We start from the raw sequence: 17,657 nt of genomic DNA, 5'->3' as shown, positions 1-17,657 counted from the left end.
TCGTATCGGAACGATTACTTCATCGTTATTGCGTTAACACTATCAGTTTTCTGTTCAGGCTGCTCAGCCGGAGCATTATTCATAGCATAATAAGACTGCTGTCCTGCTATCCATGCATCATACTCCTCTTGCGTATGTACTATCACGGTTCCTCTCATAGAATAGTGGCCTTTACCACACATCTGGTCACATGATATTTCATAAACAAAGTCCGGGTTTCCGGTGATCTGTTTCATTTCCTCGGTACTAACCGTTGGGGTGAACCACATTGTAGTGATGATACCAGGCACGGCATCCATTTTCATACGGAAGTGAGGTAAACCAACATCATGTATTACATCTCGAGAACCGATAACGAGCTTCACAGGTTTGTCTTTTATCAAGTGGAGCTCACCATTTTGCAGGATGATATCATCCATATTGTTCTTGTCACTCCAATCAAGACCCAGTACATTATCAATATCATTAATACTGCGAAAATCCCTTTTGCCCAAAACTCCATCTTTGCCCGGGTAGCGCACTATCCAGTTAAATTGCTTACCTACTACTTCAACAACCATTGCCTCTTTCGGAGCTTCTGATGCCATAATATTCCAGTTCTTCAAACCTACTATCACGAGTATAGCCATGGCTATCGCTGGGATAGTTGTCCATACCATTTCCAATTTATTGTTGTGCGCGAAGAAAACGGAGGTACGCTTGTCGCCGGACTGGTATTTAAATGCAAACCAAAACAGAGTTGTCTGTGTCAGGAAGAATACGACACCTGTCACCAAGAGCGTAATCAGCAACATTTTGTCGTACTGTACTCCGTGGTCAGACGCTGATACCGGCAACATTTTGTCAATCAACGAGAAGTGACACTCGTAAACGCCCCACAATCCTAGCAGGAACATCAGCACTAACAACCAGGCCATTAAACGGTTGGTTTGTGCCCTGGACTTTTCTTCACCCCTAAGAATGGAAGCTAATTCACTTGCCTTAGCGATCTGGTATATGATAAAGAATACCAGACACGTTAAAAATATTGAAATAAATCCCGACATGGTCAGTTATCTTAATAGTTTCTTTTATTAATTAAATTCTTGTTGTTCTTACTCACACCTCTATCTTATGGACTTTCGTGCAAGATAGCTTCTTTCAGCAACGGATGATTAGCAGGTACTAATGATGCCTTTGATAATGTCGTATACACCAGGAACATCAGCAAACCTGCAAAACCTGCAAAAATACCCAGCTCATACCAGTTCAACTGCCAGTTGGCTCCTAACGGACCAGGCATCGTCATGATATAGAAATCCAGCCAGTGACCGAATATTATAGCCATTGCCATAAAGGTAACGGTAAAATAGTTACGTTTACTTGGGCGTGACATTAATATGAGTACCGGCATACAGAAGTTGATAATGAATACCGCATACCATATCAGTGAGTAGGGCCCTTGCTGGCGAATTTTAAAATATGTTGTTTCTTCAGGTATATTACTGTACCAAATCAGCATGTACTGGTCAAACCATACATAGGTCCAGAATATACTGAAAGCGAACATGAATTTACCAATATCGTGGATGTGCTCTTTGCTTACCAACTCAAATTGTCCCTGGTTCTTGATAGTTAGGACGAACAACATAATAATTGCCATGCCGCTCACGAACGCACTGGCAAAAGTGTACCAGCTGAACATGGTAGAATACCAGTGAGCATCAATACTCATGATCCACATCCATGGTGTAGTGCTCATTTGTGTCAACGCGTATACCAACAGGAAACCTGCAGACCATTTGAACATGGTCCAGTAAATCTTTGTGCTATTCTTAGGCGCTTTTTCCTGAGCCAGTGATAATGCACGGAATTTGCGACCGAAGAAAGCCCATAAAGCTATAGTAACAATAGTGAAACCTGCAAACATGCCCTTATTCAGGAATGCTGATTTACCTTCCAGCACAGCGTCTCCTTCAGGATGTACCCAGTGGTAAATCGGGTTGTGACCACCAACATTAAATCCGAATGCGATGTACATTAATACTATGCCTGCTATCAAACCGAATACCCATACATTGGCGCCTATCGCTTCGGGCACCCTTTTGTAGGCTACCAGCCAGCCACCCTGAGCCAGCGATGCAGCTGCCTGTATAAATACACTCGCTACAGTTACCAGCAAAAAGAATACACTGGTTTGCAAGAGCACTAACCAAAAGCGTGTTTGGGCATTGTGGTCACTACTACCCAGCATAGTTACTCCACCTATTATAAGTACCAGCAAGCCTATCACCATTAATGCGATACTGGTCTTCTTAATTCTTGCCGGGAACTCAAAACGTTCATTCATTGTGTATGCTATTAGAAGTACGTTTATTAAATCTTTTAGTGTGTTGTTGTTTCAGTCTCCTCATGTGCAGCCATTGCCGTTTGCTCAGCAGCGCCTAAAGTAAAGGGGCTGCCACCATTGTCGGCCTGCATCTTCTTAATATATGCTATTACCATCCAGCGCTGTTTGATATCCAGTTGGCTGGCATAAGAGCCCATCGCATTCTTACCATATTTGATTGCCGCGTACATGGTGCCCACAGACATGGCCATATACTTAGCATCTTTCAGGTTAGCCGGCATAGCTGCAAACTTACCGCTAGTATACAGCGGTCCCTGTCCGTCCATAGCCGTACCATGGCAGATGCCACAGTAAATATTGAACAAGCGGCCACCTTCTTCTACTTCAGCTGCGTTGAAACGCAGGTTGGTAGTAAAGGTCTTGTACGCATTGGTATCTCCTTCTACCAGGTGGTCAGGCAGTTCGTGCCCCTGTGCAACTGTACCATCTACCGGCAGGCGGCTTGTTTCGCCATCTGCAAAGTTCGGGTTAGCTGTATAAGCATCGTATGCACGTGAATAAGTCATGTCCGGTGCATAGGTTTTACCCGGGTTACGACGGATGCTACCTGAGTTGCACGCCGTAAGACCCAGCCCTATCGCCAGAATTGCAATCACTATGCCTTTGGTCTTATTCATAAATCAATATCTATATTCTTATCAAAAAGCTTTTATAAAAATTATACTGCCGCGTTCAGTTTCTCGTACTCTTCTTCTTTGTCAAAACGGCCATACCACCATTCACTCTCTGCCATTTGAATGGATATTTCCTGTGCACCGGTCGATTTCAGGAAATCCTTCACTTCCTGCTCAGAAGTATGCTCATTCAGTTCCAGAGCCACTACAAACAGGTCATCAGACTGGCGTGGGTGAAACACGTGTTTCTTAACACCCGGCATGATCTGGTTCAGGTAGCAAAAGGTAAGTACCATACCTACCGCTGCAAACAATACCGTAGTCTCGAAAGTAATTGGTATGAATGCAGGTAAGGCGAAGTGAGGCTTACCGCCAAAGTTGGTCGGCCAGTTGCTGGTAAATATCCAGCTCATGAACCCCAAGGCTGTACTGGTACCTGTGATACCGTATATAAAACCGGCAACGTGCAGGTCTGTATCCTTGTGGCCCAATGCTTTGTCTAACCCGTGAACAGGGAAAGGAGTGTACACGTCATGCAGTTTATAACCACTGTTGCGAACTTTTTCCACTGCCGGGAACAGTACCGCTTCGTCGTCATAACACCCAACCGCGAATTTTTTTATAGCCATTTTTATTAATTATTCAATTTGACAGTTAGCCACAGGGGCAATGTTCAAAAAAACTTTATTTCATTTACCGGACAAGCCAGAGCGAGCCCTGCATTCATTTTAGTGATGAGCATGTTGAGCAATGAACTCTTCAGTGCTCTGCTCTTCAATAACTTCCATTTTCTTCTTGTAGCTTTCACCTGAAGTTTTCAGTACGAACTTGATCTCTGCAATAGCTATCACAGGGAAGTATTTAGCAAACAGGAAGAAACATGTAAAGAACAGTCCGAATGTACCCAGGTAGAAACCTATCTCAGGCCATGTAGGGCTGTAATACGTCCAGCTACCCGGCAGGTAATCGCGGTACAGAGATGTTACGATGATCACGAAACGCTCGAACCACATACCAATGTTCACTATGATTGACATAAAGAACGTGAACGGAATGTTACGGCGCAGCTTCTTGAACCAGAACAACTGCGGAGAAACCACGTTGCAGGTCATCATCGCCCAGTAGCTCCACCAGTATGGACCCATAATACGCCAGTGGAATGCCGCTTTTTCATAAGGTACCATACTGTACCAGGCCATGAACAGCTCGGTCAGGTAGGCAACACCTACGATAGAACCGGTAAGTACAATTACTTTATTCATTGCTTCCAGGTGGCCTACGGTGATATAGTCTTCCAGACCCATGATCTTCCGGCATACGATAAGCAGCGTTTGTACCATGGCAAAACCTGAGAATATCGCACCCGCAACGAAGTATGGAGGGAAGATGGTAGTGTGCCATCCCGGTATAACTGAAGTAGCAAAGTCGAAAGATACTATCGTGTGTACAGAAAGTACCAATGGTGTACTCAAACCGGCCAGCACAAGAGAAAGTGCCTCATGACGTTGCCAGTTCTTAGCAGTACCTGTCCAGCCGAAAGAAGCCAAACCATACAGGCGTTTACGCAATTTTGTCTTTGCACGGTCACGTACAGTTGCAAAGTCAGGTACAAGGCCTGAGTACCAGAATAACAATGATACCGTAAAGTAGGTAGAGATCGCGAACACGTCCCACATCAAAGCAGAGTTGAAGTTAGGCCACAGAGCACCACGTGTATTCGGGTAAGGCAGTACATAGAAAGCGTTCCATACACGACCCATGTGGAATATCGGGAACTGACCCGCACACATTACCGCAAATATGGTCATCGCTTCTGCAGCACGGTTCACCCCGGTTCGCCAGCCCTGGCGGAACAGCAACAGGATGGCAGAGATCAGCGTACCGGCGTGACCGATACCGACCCACCATACGAAGTTGGTGATATCCCATCCCCAACCTACAGTGCGGTTGATACCCCATACACCGATACCAAAATAAACTTCCCACCAAACTGAGAATACACCGAAAGCCAGAAGAGCTGCCGAAAAGAAGAAACCAACATACCACATGCGGCCCGGTTTCTGCTCAATAGGACGAACAATGTCTTCTGTTACCTGGTGATAGGTCTTATCACCATCTACTAACGGTTCTCTAACAAACGATTCGTACTTCAAATGCATAGCACGTAATTAGTAATATCTTTTAAAATATATTAATAGCTTTCGCTAATTATTCAACGTTCAATTAAAACATCAATGGACTTACCATTTTGTCCGCATCCATATCGCCGGCTACTATCTTATCCGTGTTACGTATCAATGACAGATAGTTAACGTTTGGCAATGTGTGTATCTGCTCCAGAACGTAGTTTACACGCTCTTTCTGCTCCTGCTTGCGCAATTTGTATATCGCGCTGTTCTTATCGTTCACGTTACCGAATACGATCGCGTCAGTAGGGCATGCCTGCTGGCAAGCGGTACGCACTACACCATCTTTCAACGGAGTACCATCTTTCTTCGCTGCCAGTTTACCTTCCTGCAGGCGCTGAACGCAGAAGCTACATTTTTCCATCACACCACGGCTACGTACTGTCACGTCAGGATTCAATACCATACGTGTCAGGTCGCTGTTCATATCATCACGGCGGTAGTCCTCATACAGGTTGTCTGCAAATGAGTCAGCACCGTTCCAATCCATCCAGTTGAAGTGACGTACTTTGTACGGACAGTTGTTTGCGCAATATTTAGTACCGATACAACGGTTATAAGCCATTTGGTTCAGACCTTCGCTACTGTGGTTGGTTGCGTTAACAGGGCAAACGTTCTCACAAGGAGCGTTGTCACAGTGCTGGCACATCATCGGCTGGAATACTGTCTGAATGCTGTCCGGATCTTCAGGCATACCACTGAAATAGCGATCGATGCGTATCCAGTGCATTTCCTGCGATTTCAGTACGTGTGTTTTACCTACCACTGATACGTTGTTCTCGGCCTGGCAACCCATTACGCAAGCACCGCAACCAATACAGCTGGTCAGGTCGATAGACATACCCCAGTGGATACCCGGGTGGTCGTATACAGGGTACAGGGTACCATTCTTACGATAATCGTCTTCCCAGTTATCAGCATTATGATCGGCCATTGGCGCAGCAGCGTGCCCACCTTTGTGTTCATCGCTACCATGCTCCCATGGCAGGTGTGCATAATGTTCTAATTCTTCTTTACGTGTATTCAGCAGGTGCTCAGGCTCTTTGCTGAACTCCTCCAATGTATATTCGTGGATAATAGGACGGGCTTCGTAGCTGTGGTGGGTTTGTGTAATGGCAACATCGTGTGTATTTGCAGTTTTTTCAACTGTAACAGCACCACCGTAGTCAAATGTCTTACCGTTGAATGAGACCAACGGATAAGCATTCTTACCGCCTATTTCTTTGCCAAATTTATCTACACCACTACGCGCAGCCATACCAACTTTTGCGTCGCGGCCATAACCAACAGCTACGGCTACTACATCGTTGTGCATACCCGGAACTACCACGATCGGTAATTCTATGGTCTGACCGTTAGCAGTAGTCAGTTTTACTACACGCTTGGCATTAACAACTTCTGTAATGCTGGTCAACTCTTCGTCCATGTCTTTAGCCGTTTTAGGCGAAACACATACATAGTTATCCCAGGTTGCTTTTGTTATGGGGTCTGGCATCTCCTGCAGCCACGGGTTATTACTCCATGCACCGCCATGCCCGATAGATATTTTCTGATAAACAACCAGTTCTTTTCCTTCCAGTGGCTTAGATGGCTGTACAATAGACAGAGCACCTTCAGCATTGCCGGTAAAAGTGATACCTGCTATCGGCATATCGCCTGTTGGCTCAATAACACCATCCATCAATGCCATGTCCAGGTTGTGCTGGCCACCCAGTTTACTACTCCAGTAGTTCTTCCAGTAATCACCATAGGTCATACCGGCATCAGCCCATGTTAACAGGCTGTCCTGGAATGCACGTGTTTTGAACAGTGGAGCTATGCCTGGCTGCATCAGGCTGAAATAACCTGTTTTAGGTTCGGCATCTCCCCAACTCTCTAAGTAGTTGTTGTCTGGAACAACATACTTACAAGCCTGTGCTGTTTCGTCCCAACGGTCTGCGAAGGAAACAGATACGGCTACATTTTTAAGGCTTTCGCCAAATTTGGCACCATCAAAATAGTCGTATACAGGGTTTACACCGTGTATCAGTAATGCACCAACATTACCACTCTTCATGGCTTCTGTCAGAGCTACCATATCAGAGTCGATACCTTGTTTATTGTTGCTGGTCACTGCCCAGTTAATGGTAGTACCGTTAGCACCTATATTAGCGTTGATAGCATTCACTATCAACTGTATATCCATATTGTTTGAACCGCAAACAACCAATCCGTTACCTTTTTTCAGGTCAGCCGCCGCTTTTGTTATTGTTTCATTCAGTTTGTCCGTACCCAGGTTTGGTTTAGCGCCATTTACTACAGCGTTGTACAGTGCTGCAGCTATCTGGCCCATTTGAGATGGGCGGCAGGTAGCACGCATGTCAGCTTTGGCACCGGTAATAGTGTGCATCGCCTCTACCTGGTAGTGCTTAGACATCTTCAGGTTTTTAGCACTCACCTTACGGCCTTTGCTGTATTGCTTTGCAAATTCTATCGGAGTAAGCCATGTACCCAGAAAATCTGCGCCGAGGCTCACGATAGTATCTGCCTTATCCATATGATAAGTAGGCAGTGTGCGTTTGCCATAGCTGGCTTCGTTGGCCAATAGCATACCTGAGTATGATATCGGATCGTACACTACATGCTTTGCATTAGGATATTTGGCTAAGAATTTTGCAATTACGTCTTTTGTGGTCGGGCTGATAATGGTTGAAGTAAGCAGGTATGCTTCTTTACCATTGCCTGCCAGGCCATCTTTTATCATGCGGTCAATAGCTTCAAAGGTAGCTTCCTTACCTTCTGCATAAGGCTGACGCAGACGCGCATTATCATACAGGTTCAGTACAGATGCCTGCACACGTGCAGAAGTACCACCCCATGTAATAGATGATTTTTCGTTACCCTCTACTTTTATCGGGCGGCCATCACGGGTTTTGATAACAACCGGGCAATAATCACCGCCATCTACGAATGTAGAAGCATAGTAATTTGCTACACCCGGCACTATTTCCTCAGGCTTTATCGCATAAGGAATCACTTTACGCACGGGCATTTCGCAACTGGCAGCCAAAGTAGCTGCTGCTGTACTGAATCCCAGATATTTCAAAAAGTCGCGGCGGGGCGTTGTTGCATCAAGTAGTTTACCGTTCAGATCGTACGGTAAATCTTCTTTGAACTCGTTTTCAACCGCTTCCCTGTGGGCAGCAGTATCATTCAGTTCTTCAAGTCCCTTCCAATATTGTTTTTGACTCATATTGCTCGATTCGGTCTAATTAATGGTTCCGAATAATTTTTATATTATAATCAAACTACAATTAATAGTGGCATTTCTGACATTCAGTACCACCAATATCTTCTACAGTAACGCCTGAACGCTTGCCTGCTTTGATCTCTTCGTGGTATTTTTCAAATATGCTATAGTAATTGTTATCAGCGAATTGTACTTCTGTTTCGCGGTGACAGTTGACACACCAGCCCATAGACAGTGGCGCGAACTGGTAAACCTCATCCATGGTCTGGATACCACCATGGCAACGCTGACAAGCTACTTTACCAACTTTCACGTGCTGTGAGTGGTTAAAGTAAACGTGGTCAGGCAGGTTGTGTATCTTAACCCACTCAATAGGTTTAGCAAGGATATTGCCATCCGTGTCGCGGTTGTAGTCTTTTTTCTCCAGGTTCCAACCAGCATATTCATACAGCTTGTGTATCTCTGCGGTACCGTCTATCTCTTTACCTTCGTATGTGTGCAGCGGATCACCTGTATACTCACTGATAGACTTGTGACAGTTCATACAAATGTTCGGAGAGGGCACCATAGCGTGCTTACTCTTTTCAGCACCCGCGTGGCAGTATAAACAGTTGATCTGGTTTACACCTGCGTGTACTTTGTGAGAGTAGAATATTGGTTGCTCAGGCATGTAGTTCTGCTGGCGGCCCGCATTCACAGAGCCATTTACCACCCAGTAACCGGCACCTATAAATAACAATACCACTGCGATAGCGATGAATACCTTGTTGCGATACATCGGTATCTCCTTCTGATTAGGAATGCCTTGCTTTTCGAAAGCTACCCTGCGTAATGCATGGTTGATCCTCCACAGTATCAGCGTGAACAGTAATAATACAATGGTAACAACTGAATACAACCAGCTGTTGTCCTTTGCAGGCTCACCTGATGTTGTTGGACCAGCAACAGGTGCTGCAGGAGGAGGCAGATTTACATAAGTAACTATCGCGTCAATCTCCTCTTCGCTCAGGCCTGGGAAACCCGTCATAGCCGTCATGCCCCATTTCTTATACAGGTCATTGGCATACTTGTCACCACTGGCTATTACTGAAGCTGAGTTATGTACCCAATCGTATAACCACTCCTTGCTGGGCACACGGCTATCCACGCCATTCAGCGCAGGACCGGTAGCGTCCTTATAGGGGTTGTGGCAACTGGCACAATTGGATTGAAACAATGCTTTACCATCCGGCTGCGCGTAGGCTGAGCTTACACAAGCAAAAATTGCGATTATTATAGCGAAAGTGCTGGTAGCAATTTTCCGGAACAACGGCTTAATTGATTCTGACACGTAGATAAATTTGAAAATTAACGTTCCTTTTTGATAAAGTGAGGCAAAACTACAACACTCTGCCCAAAGTTTATACACATTTGTTAAAAAATGTTTGTCAATACTGGCAAGGCTTTCAGCCGATATTTTAATTGTGACAATGTGTCATTGTCACTTTTTTGTCACCTGAAAACCGCACCTCGCATTAATATATTTTTTATTAACAATGACAAAATATTGCCACTCTGTATATCAAATGTTTCTATAATTATATAGAACCCGTTCTGCCGCCGTCCACAGGTATGCTGGTACCGTTTACATAAGCCGCTGCAGGCGTAGCAAGAAATGCCACCATCGCGGCTATCTCCCCGGGTTTGCCAAAACGCCCGGCAGGTATCTCCTCCAGCATCTCTTTTTCTACCTCTTCCTTACCAGTACCTGTTTTGGCCGATTTATTATTGATTATAGATTCCAGTCTTGCTGTACCTGTAGCACCGGGCAACACATTATTTACGGTAATACCGTATTTACCCAGCTCATTGGCCATGGTTTTGGCCCATGACGCGACAGCCCCGCGTATGGTATTGGATACCCCCAGCCCCTTCAATGGTATTTTTACCGAGGTAGAGATAATATTAATGATACGACCGTAGCCGGCTGCCTTCATACCCACCATACAGGCTGTAGCTAATATATGGTTGCACACTAAATGCTGCTGAAAAGCAGCCTCAAACTGTGCTACCGTAGAGTCGGAAGCCAGTCCGGCCGGCGGGCCACCACTGTTATTTACTAAAATGTGTATCGTATTTTCCTGCACAAAGGCATTCACCGTTTCCCGTACCTGCTCCGGGTGACTGAAATCTGCCACCAGGTAGCTGTGTTTTTGCCCTTTTGTACTGTCCAGCTTGCTTACAGCTGTTTTAAGAGACTCCTCATTTCGGGAAATAAGCGTGCAGTTAGCACCCAGTTCGGCCAGTTCAGATGCAGCAGCAAAGCCAATGCCCTGCGTACTACCCGCCACCAATGCGTTTTTCCCTGCCAGATCTAATAATAACATGATTCTTACTAAGCTGCTAAGGTAATAATTGGATATCGGTTTTGAAAGGGGTTAAATTTCTCTGGTAATATATAAATTTTACCCGCTCATATTTCAACACACACCAACCAACTCAGGCTTTTGAAATTTTCCTATATTTGCACAAGCGTACCCCCGCAATATTGTCCATCCCTCCTTTTTCAGGGCAAAACTTGCAAATACATTCAATCATTACGCTTTTACAATTACTACGCTCGATATGCGTAGCTTTTATTAATTTTTTGAATTTTTACTTAAACAATGGAATATAATACTACGCGCAGCAAATTGCTGATGTCTGAATACGGAAGAAATGTGCAGAAAATGGTAGACTATATGCTGACCATTAAAGACAAAGAGAACCGTACCCGGTACGCGGAAATGCTGATAGAACTGATGAGCACCCTCAACCCCGGGCTTAAGGTGATGGAAGACTATAAACACAAACTGTGGGACCACCTGTACCTGATGTCTGATTTCAAACTGGATGTTGACTGCCCTTACCCGCCACCAACGGCCGAGGAGATGTTCAAAAAGCCTGACCCGGTACCTTATCCTCAAACAAAGATATCAGTAAGGCACTTCGGTAAGAACCTGGATGCTGTAATACAAAAAGCCATGGCAGAAACAGACGAAGAAAAACGTCAGAGCCTTACCCAGCTTATTGGTTATTACATGAAGCTGGCCTATATCAACTGGCACCGCGAGCCCGTACATGATGATATGATACGCAACGAGCTATCCGTACTTACAGGTGGTAAGCTTAATTATGAGCAGGGTGGCTACAGGGTGTACTTTGATAACCGCCAAAACTTTGGTGGCAATAATAATGGCAAAGGACGCAACAATAACAATCGTAAGGGCGGCAACCGCAATAATAAAGGCCGTAACAACAATAACAGGAACTTTAAGAATCGTAACAAATAATAAACTCCGGTATCATGAATGCTTTTGAAATACGGGGTGGCAAACCACTGAATGGAGAAATAACAGCACAAGGTGCTAAAAACGAAGCGTTACAAGTGCTTTGTGCTGCATTGCTTACTGACCAACAGGTAACATTTACAAATGTGCCAGACATACTGGATGTAAATACACTGATAGATGTACTGGGTGATATGGGTGTATCTGTTACACGCAAAGGCGCCAACACGGTAGTGCTACAGGCAACGGATGTAAATGACTCATTCTTCGTGGATCCCGCATTCAAAAAAAAATCGGCCAAACTACGCGGCGCTGTAATGCTGGCAGGACCTATGCTGGCGCGGTACAAAGTAGCACATATACCTCAACCAGGCGGTGATAAGATAGGCCGCCGCAGGCTGGATACACACATACGCGGCTTTGAAAAGCTAGGTGTTCACTTTGACTACAACAGTGAAGAAAGCCTGTTCACGCTGGATGGTAGCAACATGAAAGGCGCTACCATACTTATGGAAGAGCCCTCGGTTACAGGTACGGCTAATATCATTATGGCGGCAGTGCTTACCGAAGGCACTACCACCATCTACAATGCCGCATGCGAACCTTATGTACAGCAGCTTTGCCATATGCTCAACCGCATGGGCGCTAAAGTAAGCGGTATCGCTTCCAACAAGCTTATAATAGAAGGAGTAGAAAAACTTTCAGGCTGCGAACACCGCATGCTGGCAGACATGATAGAGGTAGGATCATTCATTGGCCTGGCAGCTATGACACAAAGCGACCTGACCATCAAAAATGCTGACATAGAACACCTCGGCATTATTCCTGAAACATTCAGCAGGCTGGGCATACAGATGAACATCAACGGTGATGACATACATATACCGGCACAAGAGCATTATCGTATACAGAAGTTTATCGACGGGTCGATACTGACCGTGTCCGACCATCCATGGCCGGGTTTCACACCCGACCTGTTAAGCATAGTGCTGGTGGTGGCTACACAGGCAAAAGGCACGGCACTGATACACCAGAAGATGTTTGAGAGCCGTTTGTTCTTTGTAGATAAGCTGATAGAAATGGGTGCCCAGATAGTACTCTGCGATCCGCACCGTGCAGTGGTCATTGGCCTGGACAGGCAGGTTCCGCTACGCGGCATTACAATGACCAGCCCGGATATACGCGCAGGGGTGGCACTGCTGATAGCTGCTTTATCTGCCAATGGCAAAAGCACCATCCACAACATCAACCAAATAGACCGTGGTTACGAACGCATAGACGAACGACTGAACGCACTCGGGGCCGATATAAGAAGGATAGACGGGTAAATTACTTCCTGAATGTTCGAAACAATGTGGTATCGCTCAGCAGTTGCTGCATAAAAACATTTACACCTTTTGCATTCAGGTGCATATGATTACTGAAAAGTGTCGAGTCATCGTATCTGGCGTCGTTAAAATCAACAACATTTATGCCATGCTCGCTTAACACTTGTTTATACTCCATACTATTGCTCATTTGGCTATAGGTTGGATAGCTGACCGGCGTAAATATGAAATAGCATTTAATGCCTTGTTGTTCCGCATAATTTTTAAATGAATCCAGGTAATCGATACTACCATCATTTACAAATCGCAGATCTCCCGGTCGCGACCAGGTATCTCCTCCCTCAACCCACATACCCCCATGGGCGGCAAAACCCTTCGAAGTATCCAGCCCAATAATATTGTCTGTTCTGTTTGTGATAAACTGGACCGATTGTTTACCTATAGCTAACATCGGCATGTATTTGTAGTAGGGCTTGTAACCTTTAAGTTGTTTCAGTGGGCCTATATCATACCTGTCCATAAACATATAAGACCTGAACCTGTGTGGACGGTATAATTCTGAACAGATCCTTAAAAATGCAGGATCGGCCTGCACATAGATTTCCTTAGGCTTTTTATTGTGTTTAGTGTACTCCTTAAATTTCCACCATAACATGTTAACACTCTGCCCGTCCTGGGCAAGGTCCTCGCAATTTGCACCTATGTGGTATCCAACAGCTACAGGGTCTATATGTGTCCATACTCTACTATTGCCGATAAATAATACATCAGAATTATGCCCTTCAAGAGTATGCCAATCGCTATGCAACGTAACAACAAAGTTATTACGGAGTTTGTACGTAACTATCCCTTCGATAACAAGGAATGGTAAGAAAATTATCGTCAGAAATAAAGCGGTATTTGCCAGAAACTTTGTCACAGGCTGCCGGGTATTTTGAAGACTGTGTAAACGAAATAGTTATCATTCTGATCAAACAGAAAATAACACGCAACCACTAATATATAATACATGATATACCTTATCAATTTGTTACGAGGCATCCTGACTACCTGCCCGGATCTGCTCATCCACCATTCTGCCAATATCAACGGAATAATATAATTGAGGATTGTAGCACCATAAGGCAACGACAAATATTGTGCTGGGAAATCAATAGAGTTGGTAATAATCCTTTTGATGTACTTTAGTGACGCTGACAGATCAGAATACCTCAAAAATATCCAACCGAATGTAATCCAACTAAATGTAATTAGCCCCGACAAATATCTCATGACACCTGTGGAAAACACATTACCCCATCTCAGCTGCAATAACATAAACACTACTACTCCGAATGCTTCAATAAGCGCACCGGTCATTATGCTTAAGTTGGCACCATACCACAATCCACCAGCCATGAACACGAGTGCTATATTTATAGAGGTGCACGTCACCCCTCTTTTTGAGCCTCCTAACGGTAGATAAACATAATCCTTTAGCCAGTATGAGAACGTGCGGAACCACCTTTGCCAAAAAGTTATCGGATCTTTTGCAAAAAAAGGGTAGTAGAAATTTACGCTTATGTCAAAACCAAAAAGCTTTGCAATGCCTAGTGCAATATCGGCATACCCACTGAAACTACCATACAACCAAAAAGAGAAACCAATAGCTGCAACTATTAATGAAAATGCACCATAGCTTCCGGGAGCATTGAATATCACATCTATAATCCCTGCAATACTGTCTGCTATCACCACTTTTTTGAACATACCCCATATAATGAGCCTGCCCCCTGCTACAGCCTGTGCATATGCAAAAAACCGTTTCCTACGTATTTGCGGAAGCATATGCCCAGCCCTTTCCACAGGTCCAGCCAATTGTAACGGGAAAAAGCCTGCATATAATGCATAGTCAACAAGACTCGATGCTTTTTCTTTGCCCCGATAGACATCCCATACATAAGACATATGCATCAACATATAGAATGAGAATCCTACAGGCAAAACAATGTCTGAAAGCAATTTATTGACAGCAATATCATTGTGAATTGTAATTCCGAAAACATTATTGTACCTGAAAATCACCCAAACACCAACATTTAGAAGTAAGCTTATCCATAAGTACAAGGTCCTGTTCTTAAAACCGTGCGTTACCAGTTTGCCAAAACTGTAGTTCACGATAGTACTCCCAAACAATATCAATACAAATCTGTAATCAACCCAACCGCAAAATATATAACTGGCAATGCTCAACAGCCAATTTTGTGATTGTACCGATCTGCTGAACACAGACCAATACAGTCCGAAAATTATCGGCAAAAACAGGAAAAATTCAAATGAATTGAATAACACAGATATAAATATATAATTGCAAATCTAATTATCTGCAAGCTATAGGCATATTCTCAGCCATTTCGCTTTTCAATGTATTGAGGAAAATTGCCAGCAAAACAATTGCAACAGTGTTAAAAGCTGTAAAAAAACGTGGCTCCAGGACTGGGAACAATAGCAAGTGGAGTGTGGCAGCCATTATTACAATCCGTATAATATGCTTTAATTGTTGCGGGGCAAAAAGCAAAAGCAATAGTGACGAAAAAAGGAAATAATAGTACCCTTCGCGCATAAACGCCTCGTAAATATGTTGCCATTGTGTAGGGTTGGTAATATTCTCCAGATATATGCTCAAGCCCCCAGGTATAGGGAAAGATCTCAGCATATTGAAGTGGACCGCAATCGAGGATGCAACTGCTCCGGCTACAGCCAGGATGATAACATATTTAGCACGTGGGAAATATTCAATAGCAATATACGAAGCCACTAAAACAATATTGTCTACTCGTGCAAAAACAGACAACAACATTGCAATGGCTATTATGTAGACAGGCTTTCTATTTGCCAACAGATACAGGCTAAGTAAAGTCAACATCGTTGACAAAGCACCAGGATCAGCACTGTTTTGTATTATGCTAAAGCCAGGTAAAAGCATGATTGCTGCTGCGCCTGCAAATGCAATATATCTTTCGTAACAACCACATAACCATCTATACAATATCAACACGATGAGAAAAACCGAGATGTATGAAGGTGCTTCTGCAGAGAAGGGAAGAGAACATCCTGCCTTTCGGAATACTCTGGAAACCCATATACTCAACGACCTGGTGCGATAATTATTAAGCATCTTTTCAAAACTCCTTACATCAGTGTAGGCGGCATAACACCTGTGACAGCTTTCGTAGGTGAGGTAATGAAAGTCATCTTTCGATACCAATGCTTTAAGTTCAGCATACACTGTAGAGTGTACTTTTTTTATATCAGGCTCAAAGGACCTCTCAACAATGCCCATATAGGGTATTATATCCCAGCCTTTTTTGTCGAGCTGTTTATGCCCAAAACGTAAAACAGCCCGAAAAGGACTATCATTATATCGAATATATAGTGAGCCCTTTTCATACTGAATTCTGGATGGAGTTATTTGCACCGGGAATAATAAGCCACCTGGTTTGAACGGTGGTTGCGAGGAAGCGCACAAACATCAAGAATATTGCATAGTTGTATGCTACCCAAAATCTTTCTTCTACCGAAGGAAACAGCACCAGATGCCCAAGAAACGTCAAACCAATAATCCTCAGCATCAACTTGCTATGACTATCTCCATATCTATGCAGCAGCAGCCACAAAAGCAAATTGAAAACAAAATACGGGGCTCTGAGCTGATGAGTAAATAATACAACAAAATGCTTACAATAATCAGAAAACGAATGCAGGAAATTGAATTGCAACAGCCAACCGGGAGTATTCCCAAATACGACCGGCACCATCAACAGCGCAAATATTGCCAGACCTGTAAAAAGGACGAATACATAAAGAAGGTTTTTGCCATAGAAGAAGCGATAGTATAATATTGCACAGGACAATATGAAATTATCTACTCTACATAAGGTCGCTAATGCCAGCATGATAATCACCCAACTACTTTTGCCCCCATGCGCTATTAAATACAATACTGCCAATACCAGCATATTCGACAGACCGTCTATTGGAGATTGGTAGGACAGATAAGAATTAACAGGCAATAGCGATATTACCCCTATCAACAGGTATAATGCCGGTCTTTTCACATATTCGCTTAACCAGGCAAGCAAGATCAACATCAAGATACACATACCAATTACGCCGGGGATGATAGTTGCAAATGCGAGCGAAACACCGAAACTATACAGGAGAAAAACCATAAGATTATATAATGGCTTTGCTCTGTGATAATTCAACACATTTCTATATTTGTCTATGTCCCTGTAGTACTCACTATACCAGTGGTTACCATCAGTATATTTATTGTAGATATTTTCCGGAGCAGCTCTCTTCAGTTCCCGATAAACTTCCTTATGAACTTCATTCAGGTCGCTGTTTGTAAATTCTAAAGTAATGCCCATATAGCACACCAGGTCAAAGCCGTCGTAGTCGGGACGAACATTATAAATAACTGACCCTAATAGTATCAATACAAAAACTATATCAAGCTTCTTCAGCCTCACTTCAGTGTTACGCATTTGGTTCCTACGTGCTAATATATAGTTATGTATTTGATAACCAAAACACGGCCATTCCGATCCATTTCCCAGTA

General features: G+C 43.9%; 14 protein-coding genes. 2 read left to right on the top strand and 12 right to left on the bottom strand.

Annotated elements, in window-relative coordinates; genetic code table 11:
- Positions 1–14 precede the first annotated feature (14 nt).
- The 8 genes from H6550_02725 to H6550_02690 form a co-directional block, all read right to left on the bottom strand.
- Positions 15–917, bottom strand: coding sequence for a cytochrome c oxidase subunit II (locus tag H6550_02725; GenBank protein MCB9045034.1), 903 nt, complete (start codon positions 915–917; stop codon positions 15–17).
- Positions 918–1,111: 194 nt separating this feature from the next.
- On the bottom strand, positions 1,112–2,329 hold the full coding sequence (locus H6550_02720; GenBank protein MCB9045033.1) for a quinol:cytochrome C oxidoreductase: 1,218 nt from the start codon (positions 2,327–2,329) through the stop codon (positions 1,112–1,114).
- Positions 2,330–2,364: 35 nt separating this feature from the next.
- On the bottom strand, positions 2,365–3,006 hold the full coding sequence (locus H6550_02715) for a cytochrome c (GenBank protein MCB9045032.1): 642 nt from the start codon (positions 3,004–3,006) through the stop codon (positions 2,365–2,367).
- A gap of 41 nt (positions 3,007–3,047) precedes the next feature.
- The gene (locus tag H6550_02710; protein MCB9045031.1) at positions 3,048–3,632 is read right to left on the bottom strand and encodes a DUF3341 domain-containing protein; all 585 of its coding nucleotides are present in this window, start codon (positions 3,630–3,632) and stop codon (positions 3,048–3,050) included.
- A gap of 99 nt (positions 3,633–3,731) precedes the next feature.
- Complete coding sequence (gene nrfD / locus H6550_02705) at positions 3,732–5,162, bottom strand: polysulfide reductase NrfD (GenBank protein MCB9045030.1); 1,431 nt, start codon at positions 5,160–5,162, stop codon at positions 3,732–3,734.
- 64 nt (positions 5,163–5,226) lie between these two features.
- Positions 5,227–8,421, bottom strand: coding sequence for a TAT-variant-translocated molybdopterin oxidoreductase (locus tag H6550_02700; GenBank protein MCB9045029.1), 3,195 nt, complete (start codon positions 8,419–8,421; stop codon positions 5,227–5,229).
- Between the two features lie 61 nt (positions 8,422–8,482).
- Positions 8,483–9,682: a c-type cytochrome gene (locus H6550_02695; GenBank protein ID MCB9045028.1), complete on the bottom strand. Its 1,200-nt coding sequence runs from the start codon at positions 9,680–9,682 to the stop codon at positions 8,483–8,485.
- 313 nt (positions 9,683–9,995) lie between these two features.
- Complete coding sequence (locus H6550_02690) at positions 9,996–10,784, bottom strand: SDR family oxidoreductase (protein MCB9045027.1); 789 nt, start codon at positions 10,782–10,784, stop codon at positions 9,996–9,998.
- Between the two features lie 279 nt (positions 10,785–11,063).
- On the opposite strand from H6550_02690, the gene H6550_02685 reads away from it, so the two are divergent.
- Both H6550_02685 and murA read left to right on the top strand, forming a co-directional pair.
- Positions 11,064–11,729: a DUF4290 domain-containing protein gene (locus H6550_02685; GenBank protein ID MCB9045026.1), complete on the top strand. Its 666-nt coding sequence runs from the start codon at positions 11,064–11,066 to the stop codon at positions 11,727–11,729.
- 14 nt (positions 11,730–11,743) lie between these two features.
- Positions 11,744–13,054 (top strand): UDP-N-acetylglucosamine 1-carboxyvinyltransferase, encoded by a 1,311-nt coding sequence (murA, locus tag H6550_02680; GenBank protein MCB9045025.1) that lies wholly within the window; start codon positions 11,744–11,746, stop codon positions 13,052–13,054.
- Between the two features lies 1 nt (position 13,055).
- On the opposite strand, the gene H6550_02675 is transcribed toward murA, so the two are convergent.
- The 4 genes from H6550_02675 to H6550_02660 all read right to left on the bottom strand — a co-directional run bounded on the left by H6550_02675 (position 13,056) and on the right by H6550_02660 (position 17,583).
- Entirely contained in the window at positions 13,056–13,973 is a 918-nt protein-coding gene (locus H6550_02675) for a hypothetical protein (protein MCB9045024.1), read from the bottom strand.
- The gene (locus H6550_02670; GenBank protein ID MCB9045023.1) at positions 13,970–15,211 is read right to left on the bottom strand and encodes an MBOAT family protein; all 1,242 of its coding nucleotides are present in this window, start codon (positions 15,209–15,211) and stop codon (positions 13,970–13,972) included. The genes H6550_02675 and H6550_02670 overlap by 4 nt, the downstream gene beginning before the upstream one ends.
- A gap of 202 nt (positions 15,212–15,413) precedes the next feature.
- Positions 15,414–16,376, bottom strand: coding sequence for a hypothetical protein (locus H6550_02665; protein ID MCB9045022.1), 963 nt, complete (start codon positions 16,374–16,376; stop codon positions 15,414–15,416).
- Positions 16,377–16,479: 103 nt separating this feature from the next.
- On the bottom strand, positions 16,480–17,583 hold the full coding sequence (locus H6550_02660; GenBank protein ID MCB9045021.1) for a hypothetical protein: 1,104 nt from the start codon (positions 17,581–17,583) through the stop codon (positions 16,480–16,482).
- Between the last annotated feature and the right edge of the window lie 74 nt (positions 17,584–17,657).

The sequence above is a fragment of the Chitinophagales bacterium genome (assembly GCA_020636495.1).
Lineage (GTDB): Bacteria > Bacteroidota > Bacteroidia > Chitinophagales > Chitinophagaceae > UBA5543.
This window is presented reverse-complemented; position numbering and strand designations above follow the sequence as displayed.

Coding starts and splice junctions, on each gene's coding strand:
- H6550_02725 (MCB9045034.1), bottom strand. CDS start 917: ATGGCCTGGTTGTTAGTGCTGATGTTCCTGCTAGGATTGTGGGGCGTT.
- H6550_02720 (MCB9045033.1), bottom strand. CDS start 2,329: ATGAATGAACGTTTTGAGTTCCCGGCAAGAATTAAGAAGACCAGTATC.
- H6550_02715 (MCB9045032.1), bottom strand. CDS start 3,006: ATGAATAAGACCAAAGGCATAGTGATTGCAATTCTGGCGATAGGGCTG.
- H6550_02710 (MCB9045031.1), bottom strand. CDS start 3,632: ATGGCTATAAAAAAATTCGCGGTTGGGTGTTATGACGACGAAGCGGTA.
- nrfD (MCB9045030.1), bottom strand. CDS start 5,162: ATGCATTTGAAGTACGAATCGTTTGTTAGAGAACCGTTAGTAGATGGT.
- H6550_02700 (MCB9045029.1), bottom strand. CDS start 8,421: ATGAGTCAAAAACAATATTGGAAGGGACTTGAAGAACTGAATGATACT.
- H6550_02690 (MCB9045027.1), bottom strand. CDS start 10,784: ATGTTATTATTAGATCTGGCAGGGAAAAACGCATTGGTGGCGGGTAGT.
- H6550_02685 (MCB9045026.1), top strand. CDS start 11,064: ATGGAATATAATACTACGCGCAGCAAATTGCTGATGTCTGAATACGGA.
- murA (MCB9045025.1), top strand. CDS start 11,744: ATGAATGCTTTTGAAATACGGGGTGGCAAACCACTGAATGGAGAAATA.
- H6550_02665 (MCB9045022.1), bottom strand. CDS start 16,376: ATGGGCATTGTTGAGAGGTCCTTTGAGCCTGATATAAAAAAAGTACAC.
- H6550_02660 (MCB9045021.1), bottom strand. CDS start 17,583: ATGCGTAACACTGAAGTGAGGCTGAAGAAGCTTGATATAGTTTTTGTA.